The sequence below is a fragment of the Acidicapsa acidisoli genome (assembly GCF_025685625.1).
Taxonomy (GTDB): Bacteria; Acidobacteriota; Terriglobia; order Terriglobales; family Acidobacteriaceae; genus Acidicapsa; species Acidicapsa acidisoli.
In genome coordinates this window covers 172,127-195,596 of the sequence record NZ_JAGSYI010000003.1, presented here as the reverse complement: position 1 = coordinate 195,596, position 23,470 = coordinate 172,127, and the positions used below count along the sequence as shown (strand labels likewise).

General features: G+C 55.4%; 17 protein-coding genes and 1 tRNA gene. 9 read left to right on the top strand and 9 right to left on the bottom strand.

The window, feature by feature from the left end:
- Positions 1-43: 43 nt before the first annotated feature.
- Positions 44-979 (top strand): amidohydrolase family protein, encoded by a 936-nt coding sequence (locus OHL23_RS18505; protein ID WP_263353443.1) that lies wholly within the window; start codon positions 44-46, stop codon positions 977-979.
- A gap of 21 nt (positions 980-1,000) precedes the next feature.
- Here OHL23_RS18505 and OHL23_RS18500 read toward each other — a convergent pair whose 3' ends face one another.
- Both OHL23_RS18500 and OHL23_RS18495 read right to left on the bottom strand, forming a co-directional pair.
- Positions 1,001-1,471: a metallophosphoesterase family protein gene (locus tag OHL23_RS18500; protein ID WP_263353442.1), complete on the bottom strand. Its 471-nt coding sequence runs from the start codon at positions 1,469-1,471 to the stop codon at positions 1,001-1,003.
- A complete protein-coding gene (locus tag OHL23_RS18495; RefSeq protein WP_263353441.1) occupies positions 1,472-2,347 on the bottom strand; it encodes an ABC transporter permease in 876 nt (291 codons plus the stop codon).
- Positions 2,348-2,446: 99 nt separating this feature from the next.
- Between OHL23_RS18495 and OHL23_RS18490 the strand changes: the two genes are divergently transcribed.
- Entirely contained in the window at positions 2,447-3,232 is a 786-nt protein-coding gene (locus OHL23_RS18490; RefSeq protein ID WP_263353440.1) for a CAP domain-containing protein, read from the top strand.
- 18 nt (positions 3,233-3,250) lie between these two features.
- Here the strand turns inward: OHL23_RS18490 and OHL23_RS18485 are convergent, their stop codons facing one another.
- Entirely contained in the window at positions 3,251-3,856 is a 606-nt protein-coding gene (locus OHL23_RS18485) for a carboxymuconolactone decarboxylase family protein (RefSeq protein ID WP_263353439.1), read from the bottom strand.
- A gap of 548 nt (positions 3,857-4,404) precedes the next feature.
- On the opposite strand from OHL23_RS18485, the gene OHL23_RS18480 reads away from it, so the two are divergent.
- Positions 4,405-4,479: transfer RNA gene (locus OHL23_RS18480), tRNA-Asn, on the top strand.
- 55 nt (positions 4,480-4,534) lie between these two features.
- Here the strand turns inward: OHL23_RS18480 and OHL23_RS18475 are convergent.
- Both OHL23_RS18475 and OHL23_RS28950 read right to left on the bottom strand, forming a co-directional pair.
- Positions 4,535-5,623: a tyrosine-type recombinase/integrase gene (locus OHL23_RS18475; protein ID WP_263353438.1), complete on the bottom strand. Its 1,089-nt coding sequence runs from the start codon at positions 5,621-5,623 to the stop codon at positions 4,535-4,537.
- A 97-nt stretch (positions 5,624-5,720) separates the two neighbouring features.
- Positions 5,721-5,960 carry a helix-turn-helix domain-containing protein gene (locus OHL23_RS28950; RefSeq protein WP_396127387.1) on the bottom strand — a complete coding sequence of 80 codons (240 nt, stop codon included), beginning with the start codon at positions 5,958-5,960 and terminating at the stop codon, positions 5,721-5,723.
- 474 nt (positions 5,961-6,434) lie between these two features.
- Between OHL23_RS28950 and OHL23_RS18470 the strand changes: the two genes are divergently transcribed.
- Entirely contained in the window at positions 6,435-7,616 is a 1,182-nt protein-coding gene (locus OHL23_RS18470; RefSeq protein ID WP_317891701.1) for a helix-hairpin-helix domain-containing protein, read from the top strand.
- A gap of 165 nt (positions 7,617-7,781) precedes the next feature.
- The gene (locus OHL23_RS18465) at positions 7,782-8,075 is read left to right on the top strand and encodes a hypothetical protein (protein WP_263353437.1); all 294 of its coding nucleotides are present in this window, start codon (positions 7,782-7,784) and stop codon (positions 8,073-8,075) included.
- Between the two features lie 440 nt (positions 8,076-8,515).
- Here the strand turns inward: OHL23_RS18465 and OHL23_RS28945 are convergent, their stop codons facing one another.
- The gene (locus OHL23_RS28945) at positions 8,516-8,803 is read right to left on the bottom strand and encodes a helix-turn-helix domain-containing protein (RefSeq protein WP_396127398.1); all 288 of its coding nucleotides are present in this window, start codon (positions 8,801-8,803) and stop codon (positions 8,516-8,518) included.
- Between the two features lie 129 nt (positions 8,804-8,932).
- On the opposite strand from OHL23_RS28945, the gene OHL23_RS18455 reads away from it, so the two are divergent.
- The 4 genes from OHL23_RS18455 to OHL23_RS18440 all read left to right on the top strand — a co-directional run bounded on the left by OHL23_RS18455 (position 8,933) and on the right by OHL23_RS18440 (position 16,551).
- Positions 8,933-9,631, top strand: a complete 699-nt coding sequence (locus tag OHL23_RS18455) for an RNA polymerase sigma factor (protein ID WP_263353435.1) — start codon at positions 8,933-8,935, stop codon at positions 9,629-9,631.
- A gap of 40 nt (positions 9,632-9,671) precedes the next feature.
- On the top strand, positions 9,672-10,904 hold the full coding sequence (locus tag OHL23_RS18450) for an anti-sigma factor (RefSeq protein ID WP_263353434.1): 1,233 nt from the start codon (positions 9,672-9,674) through the stop codon (positions 10,902-10,904).
- 87 nt (positions 10,905-10,991) lie between these two features.
- Positions 10,992-14,111 carry a TonB-dependent receptor gene (locus OHL23_RS18445; protein ID WP_263353433.1) on the top strand — a complete coding sequence of 1,040 codons (3,120 nt, stop codon included), beginning with the start codon at positions 10,992-10,994 and terminating at the stop codon, positions 14,109-14,111.
- 67 nt (positions 14,112-14,178) lie between these two features.
- Positions 14,179-16,551, top strand: coding sequence for an alpha/beta hydrolase family protein (locus tag OHL23_RS18440; protein ID WP_263353432.1), 2,373 nt, complete (start codon positions 14,179-14,181; stop codon positions 16,549-16,551).
- A gap of 338 nt (positions 16,552-16,889) precedes the next feature.
- Here OHL23_RS18440 and fumC read toward each other — a convergent pair whose 3' ends face one another.
- The 3 genes from fumC to OHL23_RS18425 form a co-directional block, all read right to left on the bottom strand.
- Complete coding sequence (fumC, locus tag OHL23_RS18435) at positions 16,890-18,329, bottom strand: class II fumarate hydratase (protein ID WP_263353431.1); 1,440 nt, start codon at positions 18,327-18,329, stop codon at positions 16,890-16,892.
- Positions 18,330-18,353: 24 nt separating this feature from the next.
- Positions 18,354-20,057, bottom strand: a complete 1,704-nt coding sequence (locus OHL23_RS18430; protein WP_263353430.1) for an NAD-dependent malic enzyme — start codon at positions 20,055-20,057, stop codon at positions 18,354-18,356.
- Positions 20,058-20,777: 720 nt separating this feature from the next.
- The gene (locus tag OHL23_RS18425) at positions 20,778-23,462 is read right to left on the bottom strand and encodes an ABC transporter permease (protein WP_263353429.1); all 2,685 of its coding nucleotides are present in this window, start codon (positions 23,460-23,462) and stop codon (positions 20,778-20,780) included.
- Positions 23,463-23,470 lie beyond the last annotated feature (8 nt).

Genomic DNA, 23,470 nt, shown 5'->3' with positions numbered 1-23,470 from the left:
TTCTCTCGGGCGGCAAATGGACAGACGAGAAGTTCTAAAAATAGTGGCGGGAGTTGCCCTTACACGCGCTGCTGGCGTGATAGCAGAGGCACAACGCACAATTCCAATCATCGACAGCCACATTCACTTATTCGATACCACGCGAGTAGCTGGCGTGCCGTGGCCGCCGAAGACGGATGAGGTTCTATATAAGCCGGCGAGTCCGAACCGCTATGAGCGGATCACTCGGGAGTTCGGAGTGGTCGGCGCTATCGCAGTGGAAGCCAGCCCAATCGAATCTGATAATGACTGGGTTTTGAAACAAGCAGCCGAAAACCCTGTGATTGTTGGCGTAGTCGGAAATCTCGTTCCGGGGACTCCGGATTTTGCGCGAGAGTTGGAGAGGCTACATGCGAACCCGCTCTTCGTTGGAATTCGATATGGCAACCTATGGGATCGAGATCTATATGCGGATGCGAAGAAGCCGGGATTTATTGCCGATCTTCGGCTGCTTGCCGCAGCAGGGCTTGAACTTGACAGCGCAAATCCCGATGCGCGATTGATCGAAGCTATTCTCGCCGTTTCGCAGCAGGTTCCAGAGCTGCGGATTGTGATTGATCACTTGCCCAATGCCGTGATTCCAGCAGAACCAACCGCACGCAGGCAGTACTGGACAACTCTTAAATCGCTGAGTCAGAACGCGGGCGTGTTCATGAAGCTATCGGAGGTTCCTGTTCGCGTAGGCAATCGGTTGCAGACAGACCCATCGTTCTACCGAGACAGACTGGACGCGCTGTGGGATCTCTTCGGGGAAGATCGTATTCTCTTTGGCAGTGATTGGCCGAACAGCGACCATGTCGCAGGTTATGCGGAAACACTTGGCATCGTCCATCGATATGTTTCGGAGAAAGGCGCGGTTGCTATGGAGAAATACTTTTGGAAGAACTCGATTACTGCGTATCGATGGCGCCGTCGGTTGCCGGATCAACCGGTGGTTTGATTCTCTGGTACGGTTGGCACTTCATACGGGAGTTATGGGCAGTTCGAGGATTTTGGCTTCGATCCGCCCATTGTCGTCTATCGTGATCCGGGCACAGGTGACAGGAAGCTTGAAGCGTCTTGGTCCGCAGGAGCCTGGGTTGAGATAAAGAATGCCCTTTTTCCAATGGATCTCCGGCTTGTGGCTGTGGCCATAGAGCACTGCGGCAAATCCTGCAGCTGCTGGATTGAGGTCTAGCCGTTGCACGTTGTGCAGCATGTAGAAGTTGTGTCCTGCGATGGTTGCGACCTCCGTCTCAGGCAGCCTCGCGCACGGGCCATGTGTGTCGATATTGCCTCGGATCGCGATGACTGGAGCAACCGTTGCCAGCTTGCCGAGTATCTCCGGGTCGCCCACGTCGCCGAGATGCAGAATGTGATCCGCGCCTGCCAGCAGCGGAAGCACTTCCGGCCGCAGCAGGCCATGCGTATCAGAGACTACGCCAATGCGCATCTACAACCCCATCTGAATGCGCGTATGCGGGTCGAGATAGTCGCGCAGCGCGTCGCCAAGGAAGTTGAAGCTGAGCACGGCGAGCGCCATGGCCAGGGCAGGGAAGAGCACAAGGTGCGGCGAGTCAAACAGGTGCGAACGCGAGTCGTTCAGCATCGATCCCCAGCTGGGAGCGGGCGCGGGAATGCCAAGGCCAAGAAACGAAAGCGTGGCTTCAGCGAGGATGACGCCGCCCATACCGATGGCGGCTTGCACCAGCAGCGGCTGCATCATGTTGGGCAGGATGTGGCGGAAGAAGATGCGCGGTCCACCGGCCCCCAGCGCGCGCGCAGCCTCGACGAACTCGCGCTCTTTCACCGCCAGCACCTGCGCGCGAACCAACCGCGCGTATCCGGCCCATCCGCCAATCGCCAGCGCCAGCACAAGATTTTGAAATCCGGGACCGAGAAATGCGGCGAAGGCAATGGCCAGCAGGATGCCCGGAAGCGCCAGAAATGTGTTCATCGCAAAGATGGTTAAGGCGTGGTCGATCCATCCGCCTTTGTATCCCGCAAGGCCGCCGATGGCGAGGCCAAGCGCCAGCGAAATGCTGACCACCGAAACCGAAACGGCCAGCGAAAGCCGCGCTCCCCACAACAGGCGGGAAAGTGTGTCGCGGCCCAGTTCGTCCGTACCGCACCAGTGCGCCGATGAGGGGCCTTGCAGGCGGTGAAGCAGGTCGATGGCGGCGGGATTGGCCGGAGCCAGCCAGGGCGCGAGCAGGCCGGCGAGGACGAAGATGCTCAGGAGCGCCAGTCCGATAGCCGCCAGGGGCTGGCGGCGCATCCAACGGCCAGATGAGCGAGATAAGCGCGAAATGGAGGCGACAGTTGCCATTGCTCTCTGGACAGCATATCGCGAGTCTGGCGGGGTGCGGGGATCGGCTCGGCGAGAGGCGGGTGACAAAATGGTTACGAATACAGGATGGATGCGAATATGAGTTTTGATCGCCGGTCGCGTTTGTGGATTGCCCTGATGTTGACGATTGTGTTGAGCGCGGCCGCTGCGATGGCCCAGAACACGGATGAGCGCAGGCTGGTGGACCTGACCAACGAGGCGCGCGCCCAGGCTGGTCTGAAGCCGGTGGTTTGGGATGCGAATCTGGCTGCTGCCGCCCATGCTCATGCTGTCCTCATGGCCGAACAGGGGCAAATTTCGCACCGTTACAGTGGAGAGGCCGACCTGCCGGAGCGGGCTGCAAGCGCCGGGGCACACTTCAGCGTGATCGCCGAGAACATCGCCGGCGGCACATCTCCGGAACAGATTCATGGCGCATGGATGGTATCGCGCTTACATCACGACAATCTGATGAATGTGAATATCGATCACATCGGCGTGGCGCTGATTGCTGCGCGTGGGACGCTGTATGCGGTGGTGGATTTCACAAAGTCGGTGCAGTCGCTAACGTCGGCGCAGGTGGAGGCCACCGTGGGTAAAATCATTACCGACAAGGGGCTGACCCTATTGTCCGATGCGTCAGGCGCTCGGCAGTATTGCGCGCTGGATGATGGAGCTTCTGGTGCGGGTTTAGGTCTGAAGGCGCGATCCCTCATGCGCTGGCAGAGCGCGGATATTTCGAAGCTGCCGCCGCAACTGGACCGGCTGCTGGCCGGCGGGCAGTTCAAGCAGGCTGCGGTGGGAGCCTGCGAGCCGAAGGGCAGCGGGACGGTGGCTGGCGGGCCGATCTTCAGCGGATATCGGGTGGCGGTGCTGCTCTATTGAGTTGTGAGCTGGCCGAATTCAACAGGAAGCTACCGTCTCCACCGGCGGCGCTGTCGATTCCTTCTCAATGCTCAGAGCGGCGCAACCGCCCTCGCCGGGCTTGGTCGGTTCCATCTGTAGCGCATTGTTGAAGCGGTTGAAGTAGTTGAAGAGTCCGATAGAACAAAGCAGTTCTACGATCTCGCCGTCATCATAGTAGGATTTCAACTCTGCGAACTGCTCGTCCGACACGTTGTTGGCGTCGAGGGTGACGGTCTCAGCGAGCCGCAGCGCTGCCTTTTCTGCCAGGGTAAAGTCTTCGCGGGTCGGCCACTGGGCGAGATTCGAGAGCTGGTCATCGCTCCAGCCCAGATTGCGGGCCAGAATCGTGTGCGAAGCCAGGCAGTATGGCGTCGAGTTGATCTGCGAGGTGCGGACGATGATCAGCTCCTTCAATTTTGTCGAGACAGTGCCGGTATTGAGCACGGCGGCGAAGTGGGCCATCATCGTCGAGAAAATCTCAGGCCGGTGAGCCATAGTGCGAAACATGTTCGGCACGTTGCCGCGTTGCGCATAGATCTTGTCGAAGAGCACGGCCAGGTCGGGGGTGACTTCGCTGCGTTCTACCTTGGAGATGCGGGACATGGATTTCCTCCCAATTGCGATCCTGAGTTGTCCCTCCTATGGTAATCCGCCAACTCGATTGCAGAGAATTTCCCCGCGAAAGCGCATAATCGAAACAGACAAACACTGCCTTTGCCGCTCCGGCCGTAATTTAAGAGCGAAATGTACTGCATTTTGTGCGCATTTAAAGCGCATTTAAGCGCCTTTTGACGGCATAATTATGTGCATAAATCATTCCCGTGCAATGGGTTACAAGGGGAACGGCCGTACCCCCCACCCCTATGTAGTATTTGTCGTCTCCTCGTCCAATTTTGACAGGCAGCGTCGGCCAACTGCCGGGACAAATTTCACTCCCCGGAACCCGGAATTGGACCGGACCGTGTATTCAAGCCGTGGCTAAGGAGTCGATCCGACGCGCATGGATTTCAAGCGCGAAGGCCGCCGAATCAACGCAAGTGTTGCTCGCTCGACAAGCGGCTGGATCGAAGCTATCCAACCGGCACTGCGCCACTTTGACGTGCGCGCCCGGCTTTGATATTTTTAGAAGGTCGCACATCGACGCTAGACACTCCTCAGTAGCTCAATGGCAGAGCATTCGGCTGTTAACCGAAGGGTTGTAGGTTCGAGTCCTACCTGAGGAGCCAATAAATCAATAACTTACAGACTTCCTCAAATTTCTCAACCCCACAGAACCCCACATTAAGCAGAAACGCCTGCCGCAGCCCCGTTTTCAGGCTTCGGGCTGATGAGCATCTGGACCACTTTGCTGTTCGCGTCCTGCTTCGCGCGCAGCGTGGAATTTCCGTACACGTTCATGGTCGTTGCGACGTTGGAATGACGCATCAGCTTCTGCTGGACGCCCACCGGCGCGCCGGTCTCATCCAGCAATGAGCGGTATGTGTGACGAAACGTGTGCCACCCAAGGCCGAAGATCCCGACTTCCTCGCCTTTCGGCTTTAGAATCTGCCGTTGGATGATGCCCGAGTAGTAGCACTGCCCAGTGACATGGGATGGGAAGACGAGCCCGGTTTTTGGGTCTCCCCTCCAATCAAGCAGAAGATGAGCAAATACGGGATCAAGCGGAATATCGTCTTGGGAAGCTTCGGTCTTTACCTTCCCGATGCGCCCGTTAACGACACCTTGCTGGACCAGCATCAGCCCGGCTTTAAAGTCGATATGTTCCCAGCGCAGGGCCAGAATCTCAGAAACCCTGAGCCCGGTACACATCGCGACGATTGCCATCGTTCGGTATGGCTCGCGAAGCACGGTTATCAAGTCCTGGAACTTCTCAGGTGTGACGACTTGTGGCCGGCGGGTTCTCCGGCTCGTGCCCTTCAGTTTCACCAGCTCAACGGGATTGCGCTGAAGGTCGATTAACTCCCACAGCATCGCCTTTTCGAAAAGCAGATGAAACAATGCGCGGATCTGGCCCTTGGTCTTGGCGGCAAGCGGCAGACTTTTCAGCCATTCGCTCACTTCGAGGGGTTTGATATCGGCGAGAGTGTTTCCGGCCCAGCGAGGTTCGATGTGCTTTGCAAGGTAAGATCGATAACCCGCGACGGTACTGTAAGAGAGTCCATCCGCGATAAGGGCCGGACCTGGAGGCTGTTTCATGATTTCCTCGAAGCGCTCCTCGGTTCGGAATCTATTGATGAGGACTCCCATGGTTGGCTTAACGTGGGCCCGGAACGAGTCTGGGCCGTTTATCCGGAGCAGTTCTTCGTGAAGACGAAGACGTGCCGTGGTTGTGGTTGGATACTCAAGGACGCTCAGCGTGATCTGGCGCATAGGGCTTCCGGTCTCCGCGTGATTGCGGAATCGGTACTCCCAAACGTGATCTCCAGATTTTCTGCGCACCTTGCGTAAGCTTCCTTCTTGGTATCTGTTACGCGGGAATTTCAAGGTCTCTACCTCTTTCCAAGCGGAACGGTCGGCTGATCCGATTGTGCTGTGTCGCTACCCAATGGTCAAGGGACGTGAGACGGAACCGCCAATATTTGCCCATGCGGACACACGGTATACGGGCTTCCCTTGCCAACCGCTGAAGTGTCTTTACGTGCATGCGTAGATGATGAGCGGCTTCCTCTGAAGTCAGCAATGGTTCGAAGTGTTCGGCATTGTCCATGTAGAGTCACCTCTCTTGCTGCAGCGTCTAGTCGTCCCAGGAGTCCCTAGCGACAGCATGAATAAAGCTAGACTGTCGCTCGATAAGAGCGAAGTCCAATACTTCGTATTTATCGGGGTATAGCTGTCAGTTATCGGGGTCCCTTAATTGTAATAAAGCATTGAAGTTAGAGTTCTCGGAATGGTCGGACAGACCCAGGCCTCGTCGATCATTGGCGTAAATTTGGCCAAAATGCTCGACTTTTATTGCGCCTTCTAGCATCCGCTGGCAAGATTTCCACAGGTAGATCGTTGTTTTCCACTTCTAGTGAATTGCTCTTCGTTAGCTGAGCTGGAGGGATATGTACGATTGGGCCGAATTTCGTCATTTCCGATATTTGCTGAAGATTCTCGAGAAGCGTGGGTTCCGTCTCGCAGCAGAAGAGTTATTTACGTCCCAACCGAACTTGACCGTACACCCGCGAGCCGTGCGCAAATGGCCTCGCTGCCGCGTAACTTTCCAAGATGGTTTTACGATCTCGTCGTGCAGATTGCCCTCATTCGGCCCGGCCCGATCGTTGGCAAAATGACCCATCCCTATTTGCGAAGGCGGCAAGGGAAGGAAGAGGTGACGTATCCGCATCCATTGCTGGAAGAAGCGTTGAAACGCACGCTCGGCGTACCGTTATTCCAAGAGCAGCTATTGCGCATGGCGATGGTCGTCGCCAATTTCACGGGGGCTGAAGCCGAAGAATTACGGCGGGCAGTCGGAATGCGGCGTTCGTGGGAAAGGATGAAGAATCTCGAAGGCAAGCTTCGAGCAGGTATGACCACAAACGGAATAGACCACAAGACCCAAAACAATATCATCGAGCACATCAGCGCATTCGCGCTCTACGGATTCCCTGAGTCCCATTCCGCAAGTTTTGCCCTCATCGCTTATGCCTCTGCTTACTTCAAGGTCAAATATCTTGCAGCCTTCACTTGCGCCATCCTGAACAATCAGCCCATGGGCTATTACAGCCCGTCTAGTCTAGTCAAAGACGCGCAAAGGCACGGCCTCCGCGTAAAACCAATCGATGTCCAAATATCCGATTGGGCCTGTGCGGTAGAGCATGAAGAGGATGCGTCGCTATCGCTTCGTCTCGGGCTTGGATATGCAAAAGGCCTACGTCGGCAAGTCGCCGATGCCATTACAGAATCACGTTTGATGTCTGGACCGTTCTTATCGGTGGAAGACCTCGCACTGAGGGTGCCGATGCTCAACCGGAAGGAACTGACTCTTCTCGCACGGATCGGTGCCCTGAACAACCTCCAAGGCGTCGAGCATCGTCGAGATGCCCTCTGGCAGGCCGAGCGCGCTGGGAAATTGGAAGGTCCGCTTCTACGACAAAATAGCGAGTTCTTGAATGAAGAATCCAACGTGCGTCCGTTGCAGCAAATGAGCATCAGCGTACGCTTGACCGCAGATTACTCGGGAACAGGCCTGACCATAGGAAAGCATCCGATGGCCTATCGCCGGGCGGTGCTTTCGCGTCAGCATGTCCTCTCTTCAGACGCATTGCTACATGGGCACGACGGTGAATATGTAAAGATCGCCGGATTGGTCATAGATCGACGCCGTCCCGTACGGCCAAGGGGTTCATATTCATTTCTTTGGAAGATGAGAACGGAGTAGCAAGTGTCATCGTGACCCCGTCTCTTTACGAACGTGAGAGAGCTATCGTGGAGAATTGCAAATTCATCATTGCTGAGGGCCTGTTACAGAATCAGGATGGCGTAATTCATGTGAAAGCTGTTCGCCTCCGCTCGATGTTCGATCAGACGCTGGAGGTCCGTTCCCATGTCTTCCACTAACGGCGGAATGCGAATTGGCGGGGTTCGTCGCGAAGTGGATCAGCAGAAGCTCGGCCCCGCCTTGCTCATAGCGTCGAGTCTCGTTCTGGCTATCAGGACGGCGCGATGGAGTCCGACCCACAGCGATGGCCTGGCGAACGCCGATCTTGAAAAAGAGGTTGAGCACAGTGTTCGTATTGCGAAGATTGTCATGTCCCACCTCACGGGCCGCTACCCCGAACTGTTTCCTGAAAAGGAGGTGCCATGGTATGCACCGGGAGACGAGGAGGTCCCGAAATGAGTTGCGCGCAGGCAGAAAATAAACAAAGGGGAAGCAAGGTGCCGTTCGTGGGAGGGCAAAAAACCAAATACAAACGATAGATTTTGCTCACAGCACAGTGAGAGTGACTACACACGAGTACCCAGACCGAAGGATTCGGGAAATTCATGCGATAGAATTTTTTCTATGGAATTAACCTCTATTCTCGCTGAACTGGACGCGGAGATTTCTCGTCTTCAACAAGCTAGAAATCTCTTGTCGGACGCTCCCGTCAAGCGCGGACCAGGTAGGCCGCCAGTTAACTCGTCAACGGCTAAGAAAAAACGGAACCTGAGTCCCGAAGGGCGAGCACGGATTGCGGAAGCGGTAAAACGGCGGTGGGCAAACCAGAAGAAGGCCGCCAAGTAACGTTTAGTGGGTAAACATCACTTTTGAGAATTCCAGCTGCTTTAGTTCCGTGACTATTTCTTGGGTCGCGTAGACCTTCTGCCAATCCGAGTTCCTTTCAAATCATCGATCAAAATCTGAACGAAGGCTTCGTAGTCGATTCCAATCCCTTTGCAATAAAACATGGTTTCAATCTGATCTAGCCTTCGTTCACTTCTCTCACATTTGCTAACGACACTTTGAGTTCGACCCATCGCCTTGGCCACAGCCGATTGTGTCACCCCGGCCTCTATTCGGAGACGACGAAGGGTGGACAAAAAGATTGCGTATTCGCGAGTAAAAATTGATTTTTCGCGAGGCATGGGCGTCGACTGACGCTCAACCATAAATCCGAAATTCGAATAGTCCAAAATCGACTAATCATGCAATGATTGATCAGACATGCATGGTGCCGTATTTGTGCCAGCTTGATCAGCGCTGAAGGATGCTGTATGAGTTCTGAGACCGCTGCATATTTCTCGAACGCACTGCCGGATACCACAGAGATCGCCTTACCTGTGCCTGAATCCGTCGCCGCGGCGCGTTCTGAGAAGGACTCATCAACCGCAATCGGCACAATCGACAGACATTCCGAGGAGCACTCGAACGAATACCTATTGCTTCAGGTCAGCGGCGGAAGCAAAGAGGCGCTGTCAAATCTGTTTCAGCGCCATGCCCGCCAAGTCTTTCATGTCGCTCGACGTATTCTGAGAGACGACGCGGAGGCTGAAGACCTGCTTCAAGACGTTTTCCTCTTCCTCTTCCAAAAAGCAGGGACCTTCGATGCAAAGAAGAGCTCTGCCATATCGTGGATTATTCAAATGACGTACCACCGGGCCATCGATCGACGAAGATATTTAGCTTTTCGCCAACACTATAATTCTCAGGAATTGGTTGATGAGCGGCAGCATACCAACGAAGGACATATCTCAATCGATGACGTTGCCGGCAGAACTTTACTAAACAAACTCAGAGACGAGCTTTCCGAAGAGCAACGGCAAACGCTGGAACTTCATTTCTTTGAGGGCTATACTTTTCACGAAATCGCGGAGAGGACTGGGCAGGGTTTCGGCAATGTCAGGCATCATTATTATCGGGGTCTGGAACGGCTTCGCTCCTTTGTCTTCCCCGGAAAAACACGCCCAAAGTGAGAGAATTGATACACAATAGCTCCCAGCAGGAGCTGGACCGGTGAACCCTCAATGGCATGACGAGTTCGTTGCCCTATGCGCCCTCTTCCCCTCGGGAGAACTTACCGAAGAAGAGTGGGCACTCTTGCAAGTACATCTTGCCTACTGCGACTCCTGCCGCGTGGTGTTCGAGCAATACAAGCAGCTTAGCTCGGATGTAGTTCCGGTCCTGGCAGCCAGCGCCTACTCGGAAATAGAAGACAAATCGGAATCTTTGCCTTTTTCTTTGGCGGCTGCCGAGAAAAAGCTCATGAACCAACTGGATTCCCTGCCAGCCAAAGAACAATCCCCGGTTCGGCGCAAGATCTTCACCCTGCCATTGTTGGGGTTGATTGCCGCCTGCGCGGTTGGCCTGGCGTCCTTTGTCGGCTTCTACTGGATGCATCCCAAGACGGAGAATGCGTCACGGCAGGAAACGGTCAAGAATCCTGAGCACCCTGCTCAACCGACCGCATCGACCCCAACAGAAACCGACCTGCAACCCAAGCTGGAACTTGCCCTGAAGGAAGTCGCAACCCTACGGCAGCAAGTGAGCGTTGCTGAGGGCCGATACCGCCAGTCAAATGCGACCGTGGCCAGCATGGAGCGGCAGTTGGAGTCAGAGCAGGCTGAGCAAAAGAAGATCAGCGATCAGAGAGACGCACTCAGCCAACAACTGAGCGTCGCACAGTCCGAGGCGCAATCGCTTCGGGACAAGTCCGACCAGGCCAGCAGCCAGACGGAACAGCAAATGACCCGGACGGTCGCCCTCGAAACAAGAATTCACGATCTAACGTCCTCTCTTAACGAGAAGGACCGGATGCTGGAGCTCGATAAGGAGTTTCTTGCCCACGATCGAGAGATACGGGACCTGATCGCGGCCCGCAACCTGTACATGGTCGATATATACGACGTGGGGCAGAACGGAAAGACCAAGCCTCCGGTTGGCCGCATCTTCTATACCAAAGACCGCTCGCTGGTCTTCTATGGCTATGATTTGGACAAGGAAGCTGGTCTCAAGCAATCGGTCGCCTTCCAGGCTTGGGGGAGCGGCGACGATAAACAGAATGTAAGCCTTGGCCTCTTCTATCAAGACGATACGCACAAGCGATGGGTGTTGCGATTCAATGACACCAAGACCCTCGCACGATTGAACATGGTCTTCGTGACCGCCGAACCACAAGGCGGCAGCACGAAGCCGACAGGCAAGCCGCTCCTGCTGGCTTACTTGCAGGTGCAACCGAACCATCCGTGATCGTCCACATCTGTTGGTACACATTTCGGCAGTCATCCGTAGACAGGATGAACCTAATTCATCCTCACTCTCCTGGAGTGCCGCTGCATGAAGTCTCTTGTCTGTCTGCTCCTATTCGGCCTGTGTCTCGTCCCCTCGTGCCTGCTCGGTCAATCCACGAACGCCACCATCAGTGGCGGCGTAACCGATTCCTCCGGAAAATTCATTGAGGATGCCGAAGTCGATATAGCCAACGACACGACAGGCGTCATCTATTCGGTCAAAACCAATAGTTCAGGGATCTATTTCGTCCCTATTCTGCCACCTGGCCACTACCATGTGCAGGTTTCAAAGGTAGGCTTCAAGACGATCATCGAACCCGATGTCATCTTGAATGTGCAGAGTGCTGTAGGGTTGAATTTTTCTCTGCCAGTGGGAGCAAAGTCGGAAAGCATTACCGTCGACGCGGCTTCGTCTTCGATCAACACCAGCGACGCATCGGTGAGCACGGTGATCGACCGGAAGTTTGTCGAAAACATTCCGCTCAATGGTCGTAGCTTCCAGGATTTGATTTCTCTGACTCCAGGAGTGGTCACGCAAAGTCCTCAGAGCTCCTTGCAGGTTGTAGGCACCGGCGGCGACTTTAGTGTGAATGGGCAACGCACCGAATCCAACTACTACACCGTCGACGGGATAAGCGCAAATATTGGCGCCGGCAACGGTGGGGGAGTAGGTGAGGCATCCACAGGCGGTACACTCCCTGGTTCTACCGCTCTTGGGACGACACAGACCCTGCTCTCAGTGGACGCCTTACAGGAGTTTCGAGTCCAAAGCTCAACGTATTCCGCTGAATACGGCCGATCGCCCGGAGGCCAGTTTTCTCTTCTGACTCGTTCCGGTACGAACTTCGCGCATGGAAGCGCATTTGACTATCTTCGCAACAATTTCTTCGACGCCAACGATTGGTTCAATGATCACTACGGTACTCCCATCCCAGCCCTTCGTCAGAACGACTTTGGTGGGACCTTCGGCGGCCCAATATGGATTCCAAAACTGTACAACGGAAAAGACCGAACATTTTTCTTCACCTCCTATGAGGGACTTCGTTTAGCGCAACCCATCGCAGCAAGCATTCAATACGTTCCCGATCTGTTTATGAGGCAACAGGCCGCGGCGGGAATACAGCCTATTCTGAATGCTTTCCCGTTGCCAAATGGACTGGATTACGGGAATGCGGAGAGTCCCGATCTCGCCCAGTTTATCGCCCCTTACTCTCTCCCCAGTTCGATCGACTCGACGAGCGTGCGTATCGATCACACCCTCGGCTCCAAGTTATCCCTATTCTTTCGGTTCGGAGACACGCCCAGTGCTACTGGATCGCGCCCTTACTTTGCTCGCGATACAACGAGCAGCAATGCTCAGAGCTACACTCTTGGCGCTACCAGTCAGCTCTCGAATCACCTTACCAACGAATTTCGATTGGGATATGCTCGGTCCGATTCGGCACAAACCGGCGTCCTGGACAGATTTGGAGGAGCCACACCAATCAATCTGGCAGCAGCGATGGGAGCCGGCGCCTTCCGGGAAGTCTTGCCAGCAGTTGTCTTTTCGATAGCGGGTATCGGAACGCCTCTGATTTCGACCTATGCCGGCGGCAACTTGAACCGGCAGTGGAATCTTGTTGACTCGCTCAGCGTCCTTGCAGGGCACCACACGTTGAAGTTCGGCATCGATTTCCGTCACATCAAATCCGTGATCGCCACGGCTACCGTGGAACCGTATGTCATCTTCTTAAGCCCGTCTGAGATCCTCAACGATACACCGAGCGTGCCTTACGTCTTTAACTACTTACCGGCAACACCCCTCTTCAACCAGACCGCTCTGTTCGCCCAGGACGAATGGCGAGCTCATCCTCGGCTCACGTTGTCTATGGGCCTTCGCTGGGAGCTAAACCCGCCGCCTACCGAACAGCACGGAGACGATGCGTACACGCTTTTAGGCAACATCGACGATCCGGCATCCCTGTCCGTAGCCCCACGCGGAACATCCTTGTGGAGGACGACTTGGTATAACCTGGCTCCACGTCTTGGAATGGCATGGACGGCGCACGATCGAAAAGGCGCGGAAACGGTTGTTCGAGTCGGTGGGGGTGTGTTTTTCGATTCCGCCAATGAAGTAGCGGCTCTGGGATACAGCAACCTGGGTTTTGGGTCTTATGCGGTCGAAACCGGGGCTATGCTTCCTTTCACAACGAGTCAACTGACAGTTCCGATTTCGGTGACTCCTCCGTATACAAGCTCCGTGATTGTGGCTTTCCCGTCCCATCTGCAACTTCCCTATACGCTGCAATGGAATGTCAGCCTGCAGCAGGCACTCGGCAAAAACCAGTCGCTGACTCTCTCCTATGTGGCTGCGGCCGGGCGACGGCTCCTTGAACTACAGGAAAAATCTCTGACCGCCCTCAATCCGAATTTTGGGACGGTTGAGTATTTTGCTACCGGGATCACTTCCAATTACCAAGCTCTGCAAATTCAATTCCAGCGCTCAGTTGCAAAGGGGATCCAAGCCCTCGGATCGTATACCTGGTCGCACTCGATCGACTTCGGATCGAACTCGACCGCCCTCTCCCTGCAACGAAGCGATTCAGACTTTGACGTAAGAAACAATGGCCAAGCCGGAGTCAGCTGGGAGTTACCTTCTCTTTCCCGCCCGCGAAGTACCGGTTTCGTATTAAACGATTGGGGCTTGGATGCACGCCTCAACACCCGCGGCGCCTTTCCGGTCACGCTCGGAGGAAATCAACAAATCAATCCTACGACCGGTGGCATATATGCCGGCGGATTGAACCTCGTTCCAGGCGAGCCGACGTATTTATATGGGTCATCCTTCCCAGGTGGAAAAGCGATCAACCCTGCCGGATTCAGTTTGCCCGCGGGCAATTCTCAAGGGGATGCGCCACGCAACTTCGTGCGGGGTTTCGGGGCTACCCAACTCAATCTGGCGGCAAGGCGGGACTTTCCAATCCATGATGGAGCAGTGCTTCACTTCCGTGCCGAAGCATTCAATCTTTTGAATCATCCGAACTTCGGATACATCGATCCGGACTACACCGACGCCACCTTCGGTCAAGCGACCAAGATGTTGAATTCCAGTCTTGGAACCGTGGCCTCCCAGTATCAGCAGGGTGGAGCTCGATCCATGCAGTTTGCGCTGAGGCTCACCTTCTAGCCAGCGTCCATTCCGGAGTGAAGACAAGCGTCCTTCGCCGTTTCCCGCAACCTTACGGAGTCAAATCATGAAATCCCTTGTGTACTGGGCCGCCACCGGCATGGCGGTTCTCGCCCCAACTCACGTCTTTTCGCAGGAGCATTTGTTTTCTGTCAAAGACGATATTGCCATGCGTCGGTTTAGCGATCCACACCCTGAGCACGGCATTCCTGGAAGTGAGATCGCCCGCAAATCCCCGGATGGACGATATGTTGTTGTTGTCACTACCAAAGGGCTGCTGGCGTCCGACCAAATCGAATCGGATATTTCCGTCTTTGATGTCGAGCAGGTAGCGGCATTTCTTAAAACCGACTCTGTGCACGCGCCCAGCCCGCGGCTCATCGCGAAGATTGTTTCATTTCCACATCGCGCCCCGGTCGAAGAATATGCACCGGTGATTCAAGACCTCTCGTGGTCCCCAGACAAGACAAGTGTCTACTTCAAAGGGGAGAGTCCCACGGGCGCTTATCAGCTATACGAGGCTAGGCTTGACGGAAGCGGCTTTCAAACGCTGACGCCAGCCAATATCAGTGTCAACCGCTTCGACGTTGTAAAGGAAACGATTGTCTACTCGGCTTCAAGAGCTGGCGTCGGTCGTACTCCTCATGGCGACATCATCAACACGGACGCCCAAAGACTGACAGGCTACAGCTTGGAAGATGTGCTCTTCCCCGGAGAAATGAACTCTCTTGCTCCCGAGACTTTCACGCTGTCGGTTCTGCACCGCGCCCATGGTCGGTGGGTCACGAATCATTTACCTCAATACTCGCTCCAAGAGATCCCTACCATGTCTCACTTATTTCCATTCGCGGTTTCTCCGCGAGCGGACCAACTCATTGCGCTCACCCCGGTTTCCAGTATCCCCGTTGCGTGGAAGGGCTACGATCCCGCCTCCGGTTACGAGAATTTGCGGATGAACGGCAACGTCCCAGGTCGAACCAGCGTGGATAATCTTCTCCGGCCCGAAAGGTATTCCTTGATCAATTTGATGAACGGCCGGAGCATCGCGCTCTTCGATGCTCCGAACGCGAGAATATTGGGATACTATGATCGAAATCGGCTGGCGTGGGCAGCAGACGGAAAACGCGTTCTCCTGACCAACACATTCTTGTCTGCCGACACGGTGTCCGCCCAAAGCAATACACCATGTGCTGTTGCCAGCGTAGATCTTCCGTCACTTCAGACAAGTTGTCTCTTTTTCGAAGACAAAGGGCAGCAACCTTCAGATAAGCATGTGTTGGACGTGTCCTTCGGAACTGACGACAACGAAGCCCTCGTCCTTTTGAGAAATGGACCGAATGAGCAGATCTTTCAGCGATATCGTCGGGAAAACGGTCACTGGTATCTACTCTCTAGTAGCCACTTCAATGCAATCACCAACCGGCTTCATGAGTTAGCGTCGCCTGAGAAACTAGAGCACGAAGAGCTCCAAGTCTCTGTCCGACAAGGCTACAACGATCCTCCCATGCTTTGGGCGTCCAATCTCACTACAGGGAAGTTGCGTCAACTTTGGGACCCCAACCCCCAATTCACTCATATTCGTTTCGGCGAAGCCGCCTCTTACAACTGGAAAGACAGCACTGGGCGAGAGTGGAACGGTGTACTCGTGAAGCCGGTCGGTTACATGTCCGGACAGAGATATCCTATGGTCCTCCAGATGTATTCCTTTACGGAAGATGAATTCGTGACGGATGGTGTGGCTCCGAGCGCATTCGCTGCCAGACACCTCGCCAGTGCAGGTTTTGTCGTCCTGCAGATCAAGAAGAAGCCAAGCACTTTGTCCGAGGCTGATCCACAAACTCATCTGGAGGGATATCGAAGTGCCATCGAGACCTTGGATAAGGCCGGACTCATTGATCCGAGCCGTGTGGGTGTGGTGGGCTTTAGTTGGACATGCTGGTATGTGGTGAACGCTCTCATCAAAGATCCAAAGCTTTTCGCGGCGGCCACAATCGCGGATGGTTTGGACAACAGCTATATGCAATACATCTTGTTCGATGGCGATATCCAACGGCAAATGGACACAATTCGTGGGACGAGTCCTTTTGGAAACGGCTTGAAACGATGGGTGGAGGAAGCACCCGGATTCAACCTGGACAAAGTGGAAACGCCGGTACGAATAGAAGCGATCAATCCCTTGTCAGTGCTACAGGAATGGGAACTCTATACTTCACTCCGACTCCAACACAAGTCTGTTGACCTGATCTATTTTCCCGAAGGCACGCATATACATCAGAAGCCGTTAGAAAGGCTTGAATCACAACAAGGAAACGTTGACTGGCTTCGATTCTGGTTGCAAGGGTATGAAGATCCCGATCCAGCCAAGCACGATCAGTATGAGGTATGGCGGCATCTGAAAAACACACACGCGGATAGTTCGGGCATTCAAATCAGCAAATGAAGTGAGGAACAATTGGTTTGGCATAACGTATAGGCATGGAAACTCTGAGGATATTGGACCGGACTATATCGTCTTGAATGAGACGTGCTCCCCTGCATTGCTTAGCGGCAAGCCGGCGGAAGGTTTTGGAGTCATATGTCCGAGATGGCGACTATTCGTCGATGTGGAATCTTAACCCACGCCGTGATAGTCATGCACTTTGAGCTTTTCCATAGACTTAAGAACCTGGGGCGAACGCTCAGTTTTCCCAAGCATCGGAGACTTTCGCAGTAGCGGTCAGCAGCGGGGATCTGAACGCCATGCGGGGGCCATCAAGAAAGGTATCCGCGCCGATCGCGTCAGTGTGAGGACTCGCTCTTGTCAAGGGAATGGGTCATGTCTTCTGGCCGTACCCAGTGGTCAAATTGGTCGGCAGTCAGGAAGCCAAGCTTCAAAGCGGCCTCCCGAAGGCTGATGTCTTCCAGGTAAGCAGTGCGGGAAATCCTGGCTGCCTTTTCGTAGCCGATGTGTGGATTGAGCGCCGTAACCAGCATCAGCGAATTGTCGACGTGCTCCCGAATTCGCTTCGAATTCGGTTCGATTCCTTTGGCGCAATGCTCGTTGAAAGTTCGGCAGCAGTCAGCGAGCAGTTCGACCGATGTGAGCACGTTATGCAGGATCACGGGCTTATACACGTTCAGTTGAAAGTTGCCCTGCGAACCGGCGAAGGCGACAGCGTGGTCATTACCAAATACCTGAACCGCGACCATAGTCATCGCTTCGCACTGCGTTGGATTTACTTTCCCGGGCATGATCGACGAGCCGGGCTCGTTTTCCGGAATGTTCAGTTCGCCAATTCCTGCGCGCGGTCCGGAAGCGTACCAGCGCACGTCGTTGGCGAGCTTCATCAGTGCGCCAGCGAGGGTTCTCAAAGCGCCGCTCACGGCGACCAGGCCGTCGTGCGCAGAAAGAGCAGCGAATTTGTTTAACGCGGAAGTAAATGGCTTTCCTGTCTCCTCCGCTGCGCGCCGGGCAGTCACTTCACCAAATCGAGGATGCGCGTTCAGCCCTGTGCCTACCGCAGTTCCGCCGATTGCCAGTGGATAGATAAAGGCGAGCGAACCGTGTATACCCTCAAGAGTCTCGTCCAGTTGCGCGACCCAGCCCGACATCATCTGCCCCACAGTCAGTGGGGTTGCGTCTTGCAGGTGCGTCCGGCCAATCATGACAACTTCGTGATACGCCTGCGACTTCGCGTGCAGAGTGGCACGAAGCTCGCTGACGGCTGGTACCAGCAAATTTTCGACTGCTTCGACCACGGCGATGTGCATGGCCGTTGGAAACGTGTCGTTCGACGATTGACTGTGATTCACATCATCGTTTGGATGAATGGGAATCTTAGAACCCACAACGCCTCCCGCAAGCTGGATGGCACGATTGGCGATCACTTCGTTCGCGTTCATGTTGGTCTGCGTTCCGGATCCGGTCTGAAATACGACCAGCGGAAACTCCGCATCCCACTCTCCTTCGATTACTTCCTGCGCCGCACGCACGATTAACTCAACTTTGTCTTCGGGCAACTGGCCGAGTTCACCGTTGGCCAGCGCTGCAGATTTCTTCAAGATGCCGAGCGCGCGGATGACCAGGCGTCCCCACCGGAATCGTTCCACGCCAATGGTGAAGTTCAAATGCGAGCGTTGCGTCTGAGCGCCCCAGAGATGGTCCGCAGGAACCTCGACCTCTCCAAGAGCATCTTCTTCGATGCGAAAAGAACGTGCCGCTGTTTCGTTTTCCGCCATATCGCCGGTTCTCCTACTGCCTGTTTAAGATTCGCGCACGTAATGTTCGTACACCGGCTCCCAAATGTTGGCCTTGATCCCGCGCGTAAGTTCCTCGTCGCTGGTTACCTGCGCCTCGCCGTCGAGGATGGCTTGCCTGCCGACCGCTTCGCCGATGAGCTTGCCGAGTGTTCGCGCGTCCGACAGAGGCGGCAATAGGCTCCCTGACTTATTCTCCTGCGTCGGCAGATGCCGCACCAGTTCCGTCGCCGCGGCTTTGACCATAGTGTCGGTGACATGCCTCGCCCGGGAGGCGACGATTCCCAGGGCAAGTCCAGGAAAGATGTAGGAGTTGTTGGTTTGCGCGACAGGGACTCGCCGTCCGCCTACATTCACTGGCTCAAACGGACTGCCCGTACCGACCAACGCCCGTCCTTCGGTCCAGTCCATCAGGTTTTGTGGAGTGGCTTCACTGCGCGATGTAGGGTTGGAGAGTGGAAAGATCACCGGTCGCTCAACATGCTTGGCCATTTCGCGCACAGCTTCTTCAGTAAAGGCACCAGCCTGTCCTGAGACGCCGATCAGCACGGTGGGCTGCACGTGGCGAATCACGTCAATCAATGTGATCTCTCCATTGGGTTGCCGCCAACTCTGCACTTCCTCTTCGTTGCGCGCGTAAGGCAGCTGCTCTGCATTCACGTTTGCTCGGCGCCCGGTGATGAGACCGTATTGATCGATTCCATAAAAGCAAGCCCGCGCCTGGTCTTTTCCGAGGCCACGGTCCTCAATGAACTGCGTCAGCAACTCGGTGATGCCGAGGCCTGCGCTACCGAAGCCGAAGACCACAATTTTCTGCTTTTCGAGTGGAACTCCGGTGACGTTGATGGCGGAGATCAGCGTCGCCGTCGCTATGGCCGCGGTTCCCTGGATATCATCGTTGAAGGTGCAAAGCTGATTGCGATAGCGCGCCAGGAGCCGCGCGGCATTGTTGCCAGCAAAGTCCTCCCACTGCAGAAGCACATGAGGCCAACGCGCCTTGACGGCCTGCACGAAGGCATCGACGAAGTCGTCATACTGCTGGCCACGCACGCGGTGGCTCCTCCAGCCAATATAGATCGGGCTCTTCAACCGTTCCTCGTTATCTGTGCCGACGTCGAGAAGGATGGGCAGGCAGTGCTCGGGATGAATTCCACCCAGCGCCGTATACAGCGCCATCTTTCCGATGGGAATGCCCATTCCCCCTGCCCCTTGATCGCCGAGCCCGAGAATACGCTCACCGTCGCTGACCACGATGCAGCGGATCTCATCGTAGCGCGAGTGGCTCAGAATCTGCGGAATACGGTCTTTGTTGGGATAGCTGATGAACAAGCCGCGCGGCTTTCTCCAGATTTCGCTGAACCGTTGGCAGCCCTCGCCAACCGTAGGCGTGTAGACGAGCGGCAGCAACTTTTCCACGTTGCCCACGACCAATGCATAGAAAAGCGTTTCGTTGATGTCCTGGAGATCACGCAGGAATGCGTATTTGGTAAACGGCGTTGCCTCGGTGTCAAGCGCCTGCATGCGCCGCTCAAGCTGTTCTTCAAGCGTGCCCTCATGCGGCGGTAATAGTCCGTGCAAGGAAAAGACATCGCGCTCCTCACCGGTAAAGGCAGTGCCTTTGTTGAGCCGCGGAGTATTGATCAGATCGAAGCCTGAGAGTGAAACCATGCGTGCTACATTTTCGGTATGGGATTGCGATGAAGTGGGCATATTCGATACTCCTACAGTCAGTTCTAGAGATTTCTACCGCTCATTAGATTGGATTTCGCACACATTCACTTGCAATTCTGATCCGCGGCACCGCGTGACAGATGCGAGCCAGCACGAGCTAAGGCTGCTACTAGGAAATGAAACCAAAACATGGGGATGAAATCAATTGGACTATGGTATCGGCCAAGACGTTGGTATCGATTGACACTTAGTCCAGGGGCGGAAAGACAATCGAAGGATGGGCAGGGGTACGCCGACGGATTCGGGTTACACCCTCGCTTTGCGGCACCGCGCGGGGTAAGCGCCATGATCGAAACCTATCCACTGGAAAGAGCTGCTGAAACAGCGCTCGCATGATGAACGGCACCGCGGAGTTTCGTGTTGTGCTGACGATGTGAAAGAACCGCCAATGAGAAAACCGATATTGTTTGCGAATCACATGTTCAGGGTGGCAATCAGCTGCCACTGGGAATCATGGTCGGCAGCTCGAATTGAAAAGTTGCACTTCTCCCAGGTATCAGTCCGCATCCTCCGCTAGAAATTCTGTGCCGTCGCGTCTTCAGCAAGTCGCCGTATAACCGGCAAGTGTCCATGTTGGCGACTATACAGACACGTGAATTCGCTGCCATCGTTGGTGAGTGACTTGGCGATTATGCACCAACTGATGGAGTGTCAGTGTGGCATGCAACAGGCTCAGTGTCGAATTTGAGATGAATTGGTCTATTCTTCCCGGAGCAGAACCAGTGGATTCACCGACAGCGCACGTTGCGCCGGAATCCATGTCGCAACCAATCCCACCAGCCCCATCGCCAGTACCACTCCAGCCAGCACCAGCGGATCGCGCGGCGTTGCCTGGAACACAATGAACGCCAGCACACGCGTCGCGAAGAGTCCCAGCACCAGACCCGCAACCGAACCAATCGCCAGCAGTTTCACCGCTCGCCCCAGTGCAGCCTGCAGCACTTCCCAGTGCTGGGCGCCGAGGGCGACCCGAATTCCCAACTCCTTCAGTCGCCTGCTCACTGAGTAGGCCGCCATGCCGAAGATTCCAGTGATTGACAGCATGGCGCCCATGATCCCTAAGACGCCCAAGGCTACCGTCGCCATGCGAGGGGCGAACATACTCACCTGGATCGACGCGGTCCGGGTCTGAATGATCACGGGCATCCCTGCATCCAGTTGCCGCAGCTTGCTTCGCATCGCGTCAGCTAAGGAATCAACATCAAACGCAGTGTTGTTCGCGCTGCCTTGATGTGAGCGAGCGCGAACCACCAGGGTCGTCGCTACGACCGGAGACTGCAGGATGGAAACGAAGACTGCTGCGCTTGGGTCTTCTGAAAGGTGGTCATACTTGCCATCTTCCGTGACGCCCACCACCTGCATCCGCTTTCCGTCTTTCGTCTTGTAAAATCGGCCGAGGGCGCCGGAGACAGACCCGAACAGCCTGCGCGCGAACTCGCTGTTGACCACCGCAACCTGCGGCGCACTTTTGTCATCCTGCCAGGTGAAGTCGCGACCCGACAGCAAGGCGGTGCCCGCAGCGCGAAAGTACCCAGGTGCAACATGAAAGATTACAGGGTGCGCGGTTGCGTTCTTCGGTCGCAGGTCTGTGGTGTTGTCGGCAAACACAGTCGTATCGCTCGCACCCGTCTCGAAGGGAACAGTATCGGCCAGTCCCACTGCCTCTACCCCCGGAATACTCTCCATCGCGTGGATCATTTCCTTCTGCATCGCCGAAGCTCGATCTTCGCCGTAGCCGGCCATGCTCAGGTCTGTCTCCGCCAGCATGGTGTTCTCGGTGTCAAATCCCAGATGCGCGTGCAGCGAATAGATCAGCCCCCGAACTGCCACCAGAGAAGACGTAACCAGCACCGCACAAATCGCAATCTGCGCCACGAGCAGCACTTCGCGCAGATTCACGCCCCTGCCCCCACGGCCGCTTGAACTCGCTTTCACGGTCTCGTAAGGATTGGTCCGCAGCACCTGGCGCACGGGAACCGCACCGAAGAGCAACCCGCTCACCAACGCCAGCAGCAACGCGATCAGGTACACCTTACTGTCCGGATTTACCGCCAGATGAATCGGCCAGTTTGGGAACGGCCGCCAGGCGCTCATCATCCTCAGCAGCGCCACGCTTCCAAGTACGCCGACACAGCCGCCGACGATCGAAATCAAGATCGCCTCGGTAAACAGGCCCCTCAGGATGCGTCTTCGCGTGGCGCCCAGCGCTAACCGCAGGGCAACCTCCCGCGAGCGATCCGCGGCCCGAGCGGCAAACAGACTGCCCAGGTTCGCGCATGCCGCCAGTAAAATCAGCGAGGTCAGCAGCATCAGTCCGGACATGAAAGCCTTCACTGGCCCACCCAGATAGTCGCCGTAAAGGGTTGGAGAAGCCAGCTTAAACGTCATCTTGCTCTCGTCCTTGGGGTAAGCCTTTTCCAGCTGGGCTCCGATCGCATTTAAATCAGCAGTCGCCTGCGCCGTTGTCACAGCCGGTTTCAGTTCTCCCATCGTTTCGAAGATCCAGCGAGATCCGCGCGTCTCCAAATCATGATTGTCGGCGGCTCCAAGTGCCGGATGTTCGATCAGGGGCACCCACATCGCCGGATTGAAAAACAGCAACGTACCGTTAAAATCCTTCGGAGCCACGCCCAGAATCGTGAACGGATGCCTGTTCAGCCGCACTACGCGGCCTACTATGCTTCGATCATCCTGGAAGTGTGTATGCCAATACTCGTAGCTCAACACGATGTCCGGTGCGCTTCCGGCTCCATGCTCATCCTCTGCATGGAAGAAGTGCCCCAGGTAGGGCTTCAGTCCTAACCCGTCAAAGTAATTCCCGGTAGCTTCTTCCACCCAAACTTCGGTTGGATCTCCGCCGGACTCCAGCCCCACTTCATCGACTGTGTATGCCATCAAGTTATCGAAGCTGCGATTGCGATCGCGCAAATCGAGATAGTCGGGATAGGACTGGTACGCTGACGCTTCGTCACCATGCTGAAGCTGGTAAAGCCTTTCCGGATGCGCCACGTTCAAAGGCCGCAGCAAAAATGCATTCAAAATGCTGAAGACCACAGCGTTTGCGCCGATCGCCAGAGCCAGCGTCAAGATCGCTGCACCGGTGAATCCCGGAGATCGCCGCAACTGGCGCATCGCTAACCGTGCGTCGCTCCAGATCGACTCCAGCGTGGGCCAGTGCCATACGTCCCGACTGCGCTCTTGCACCAGCGCCACATTGCCAAAAGCGATACGCGCCTGTCGTTCAGCCTCCTTAACGGTTAAGCCCTCACGCTGCAACTGTTCCACACGTTCCTCAATATGGAGCCGCATCTCATCGGAGAGGTCGTCAAGAGCTTTGTGGCGACGAGATTTACCGAAAACTTGAAACTTTGAGGTCCATTGCATGTGAGCCC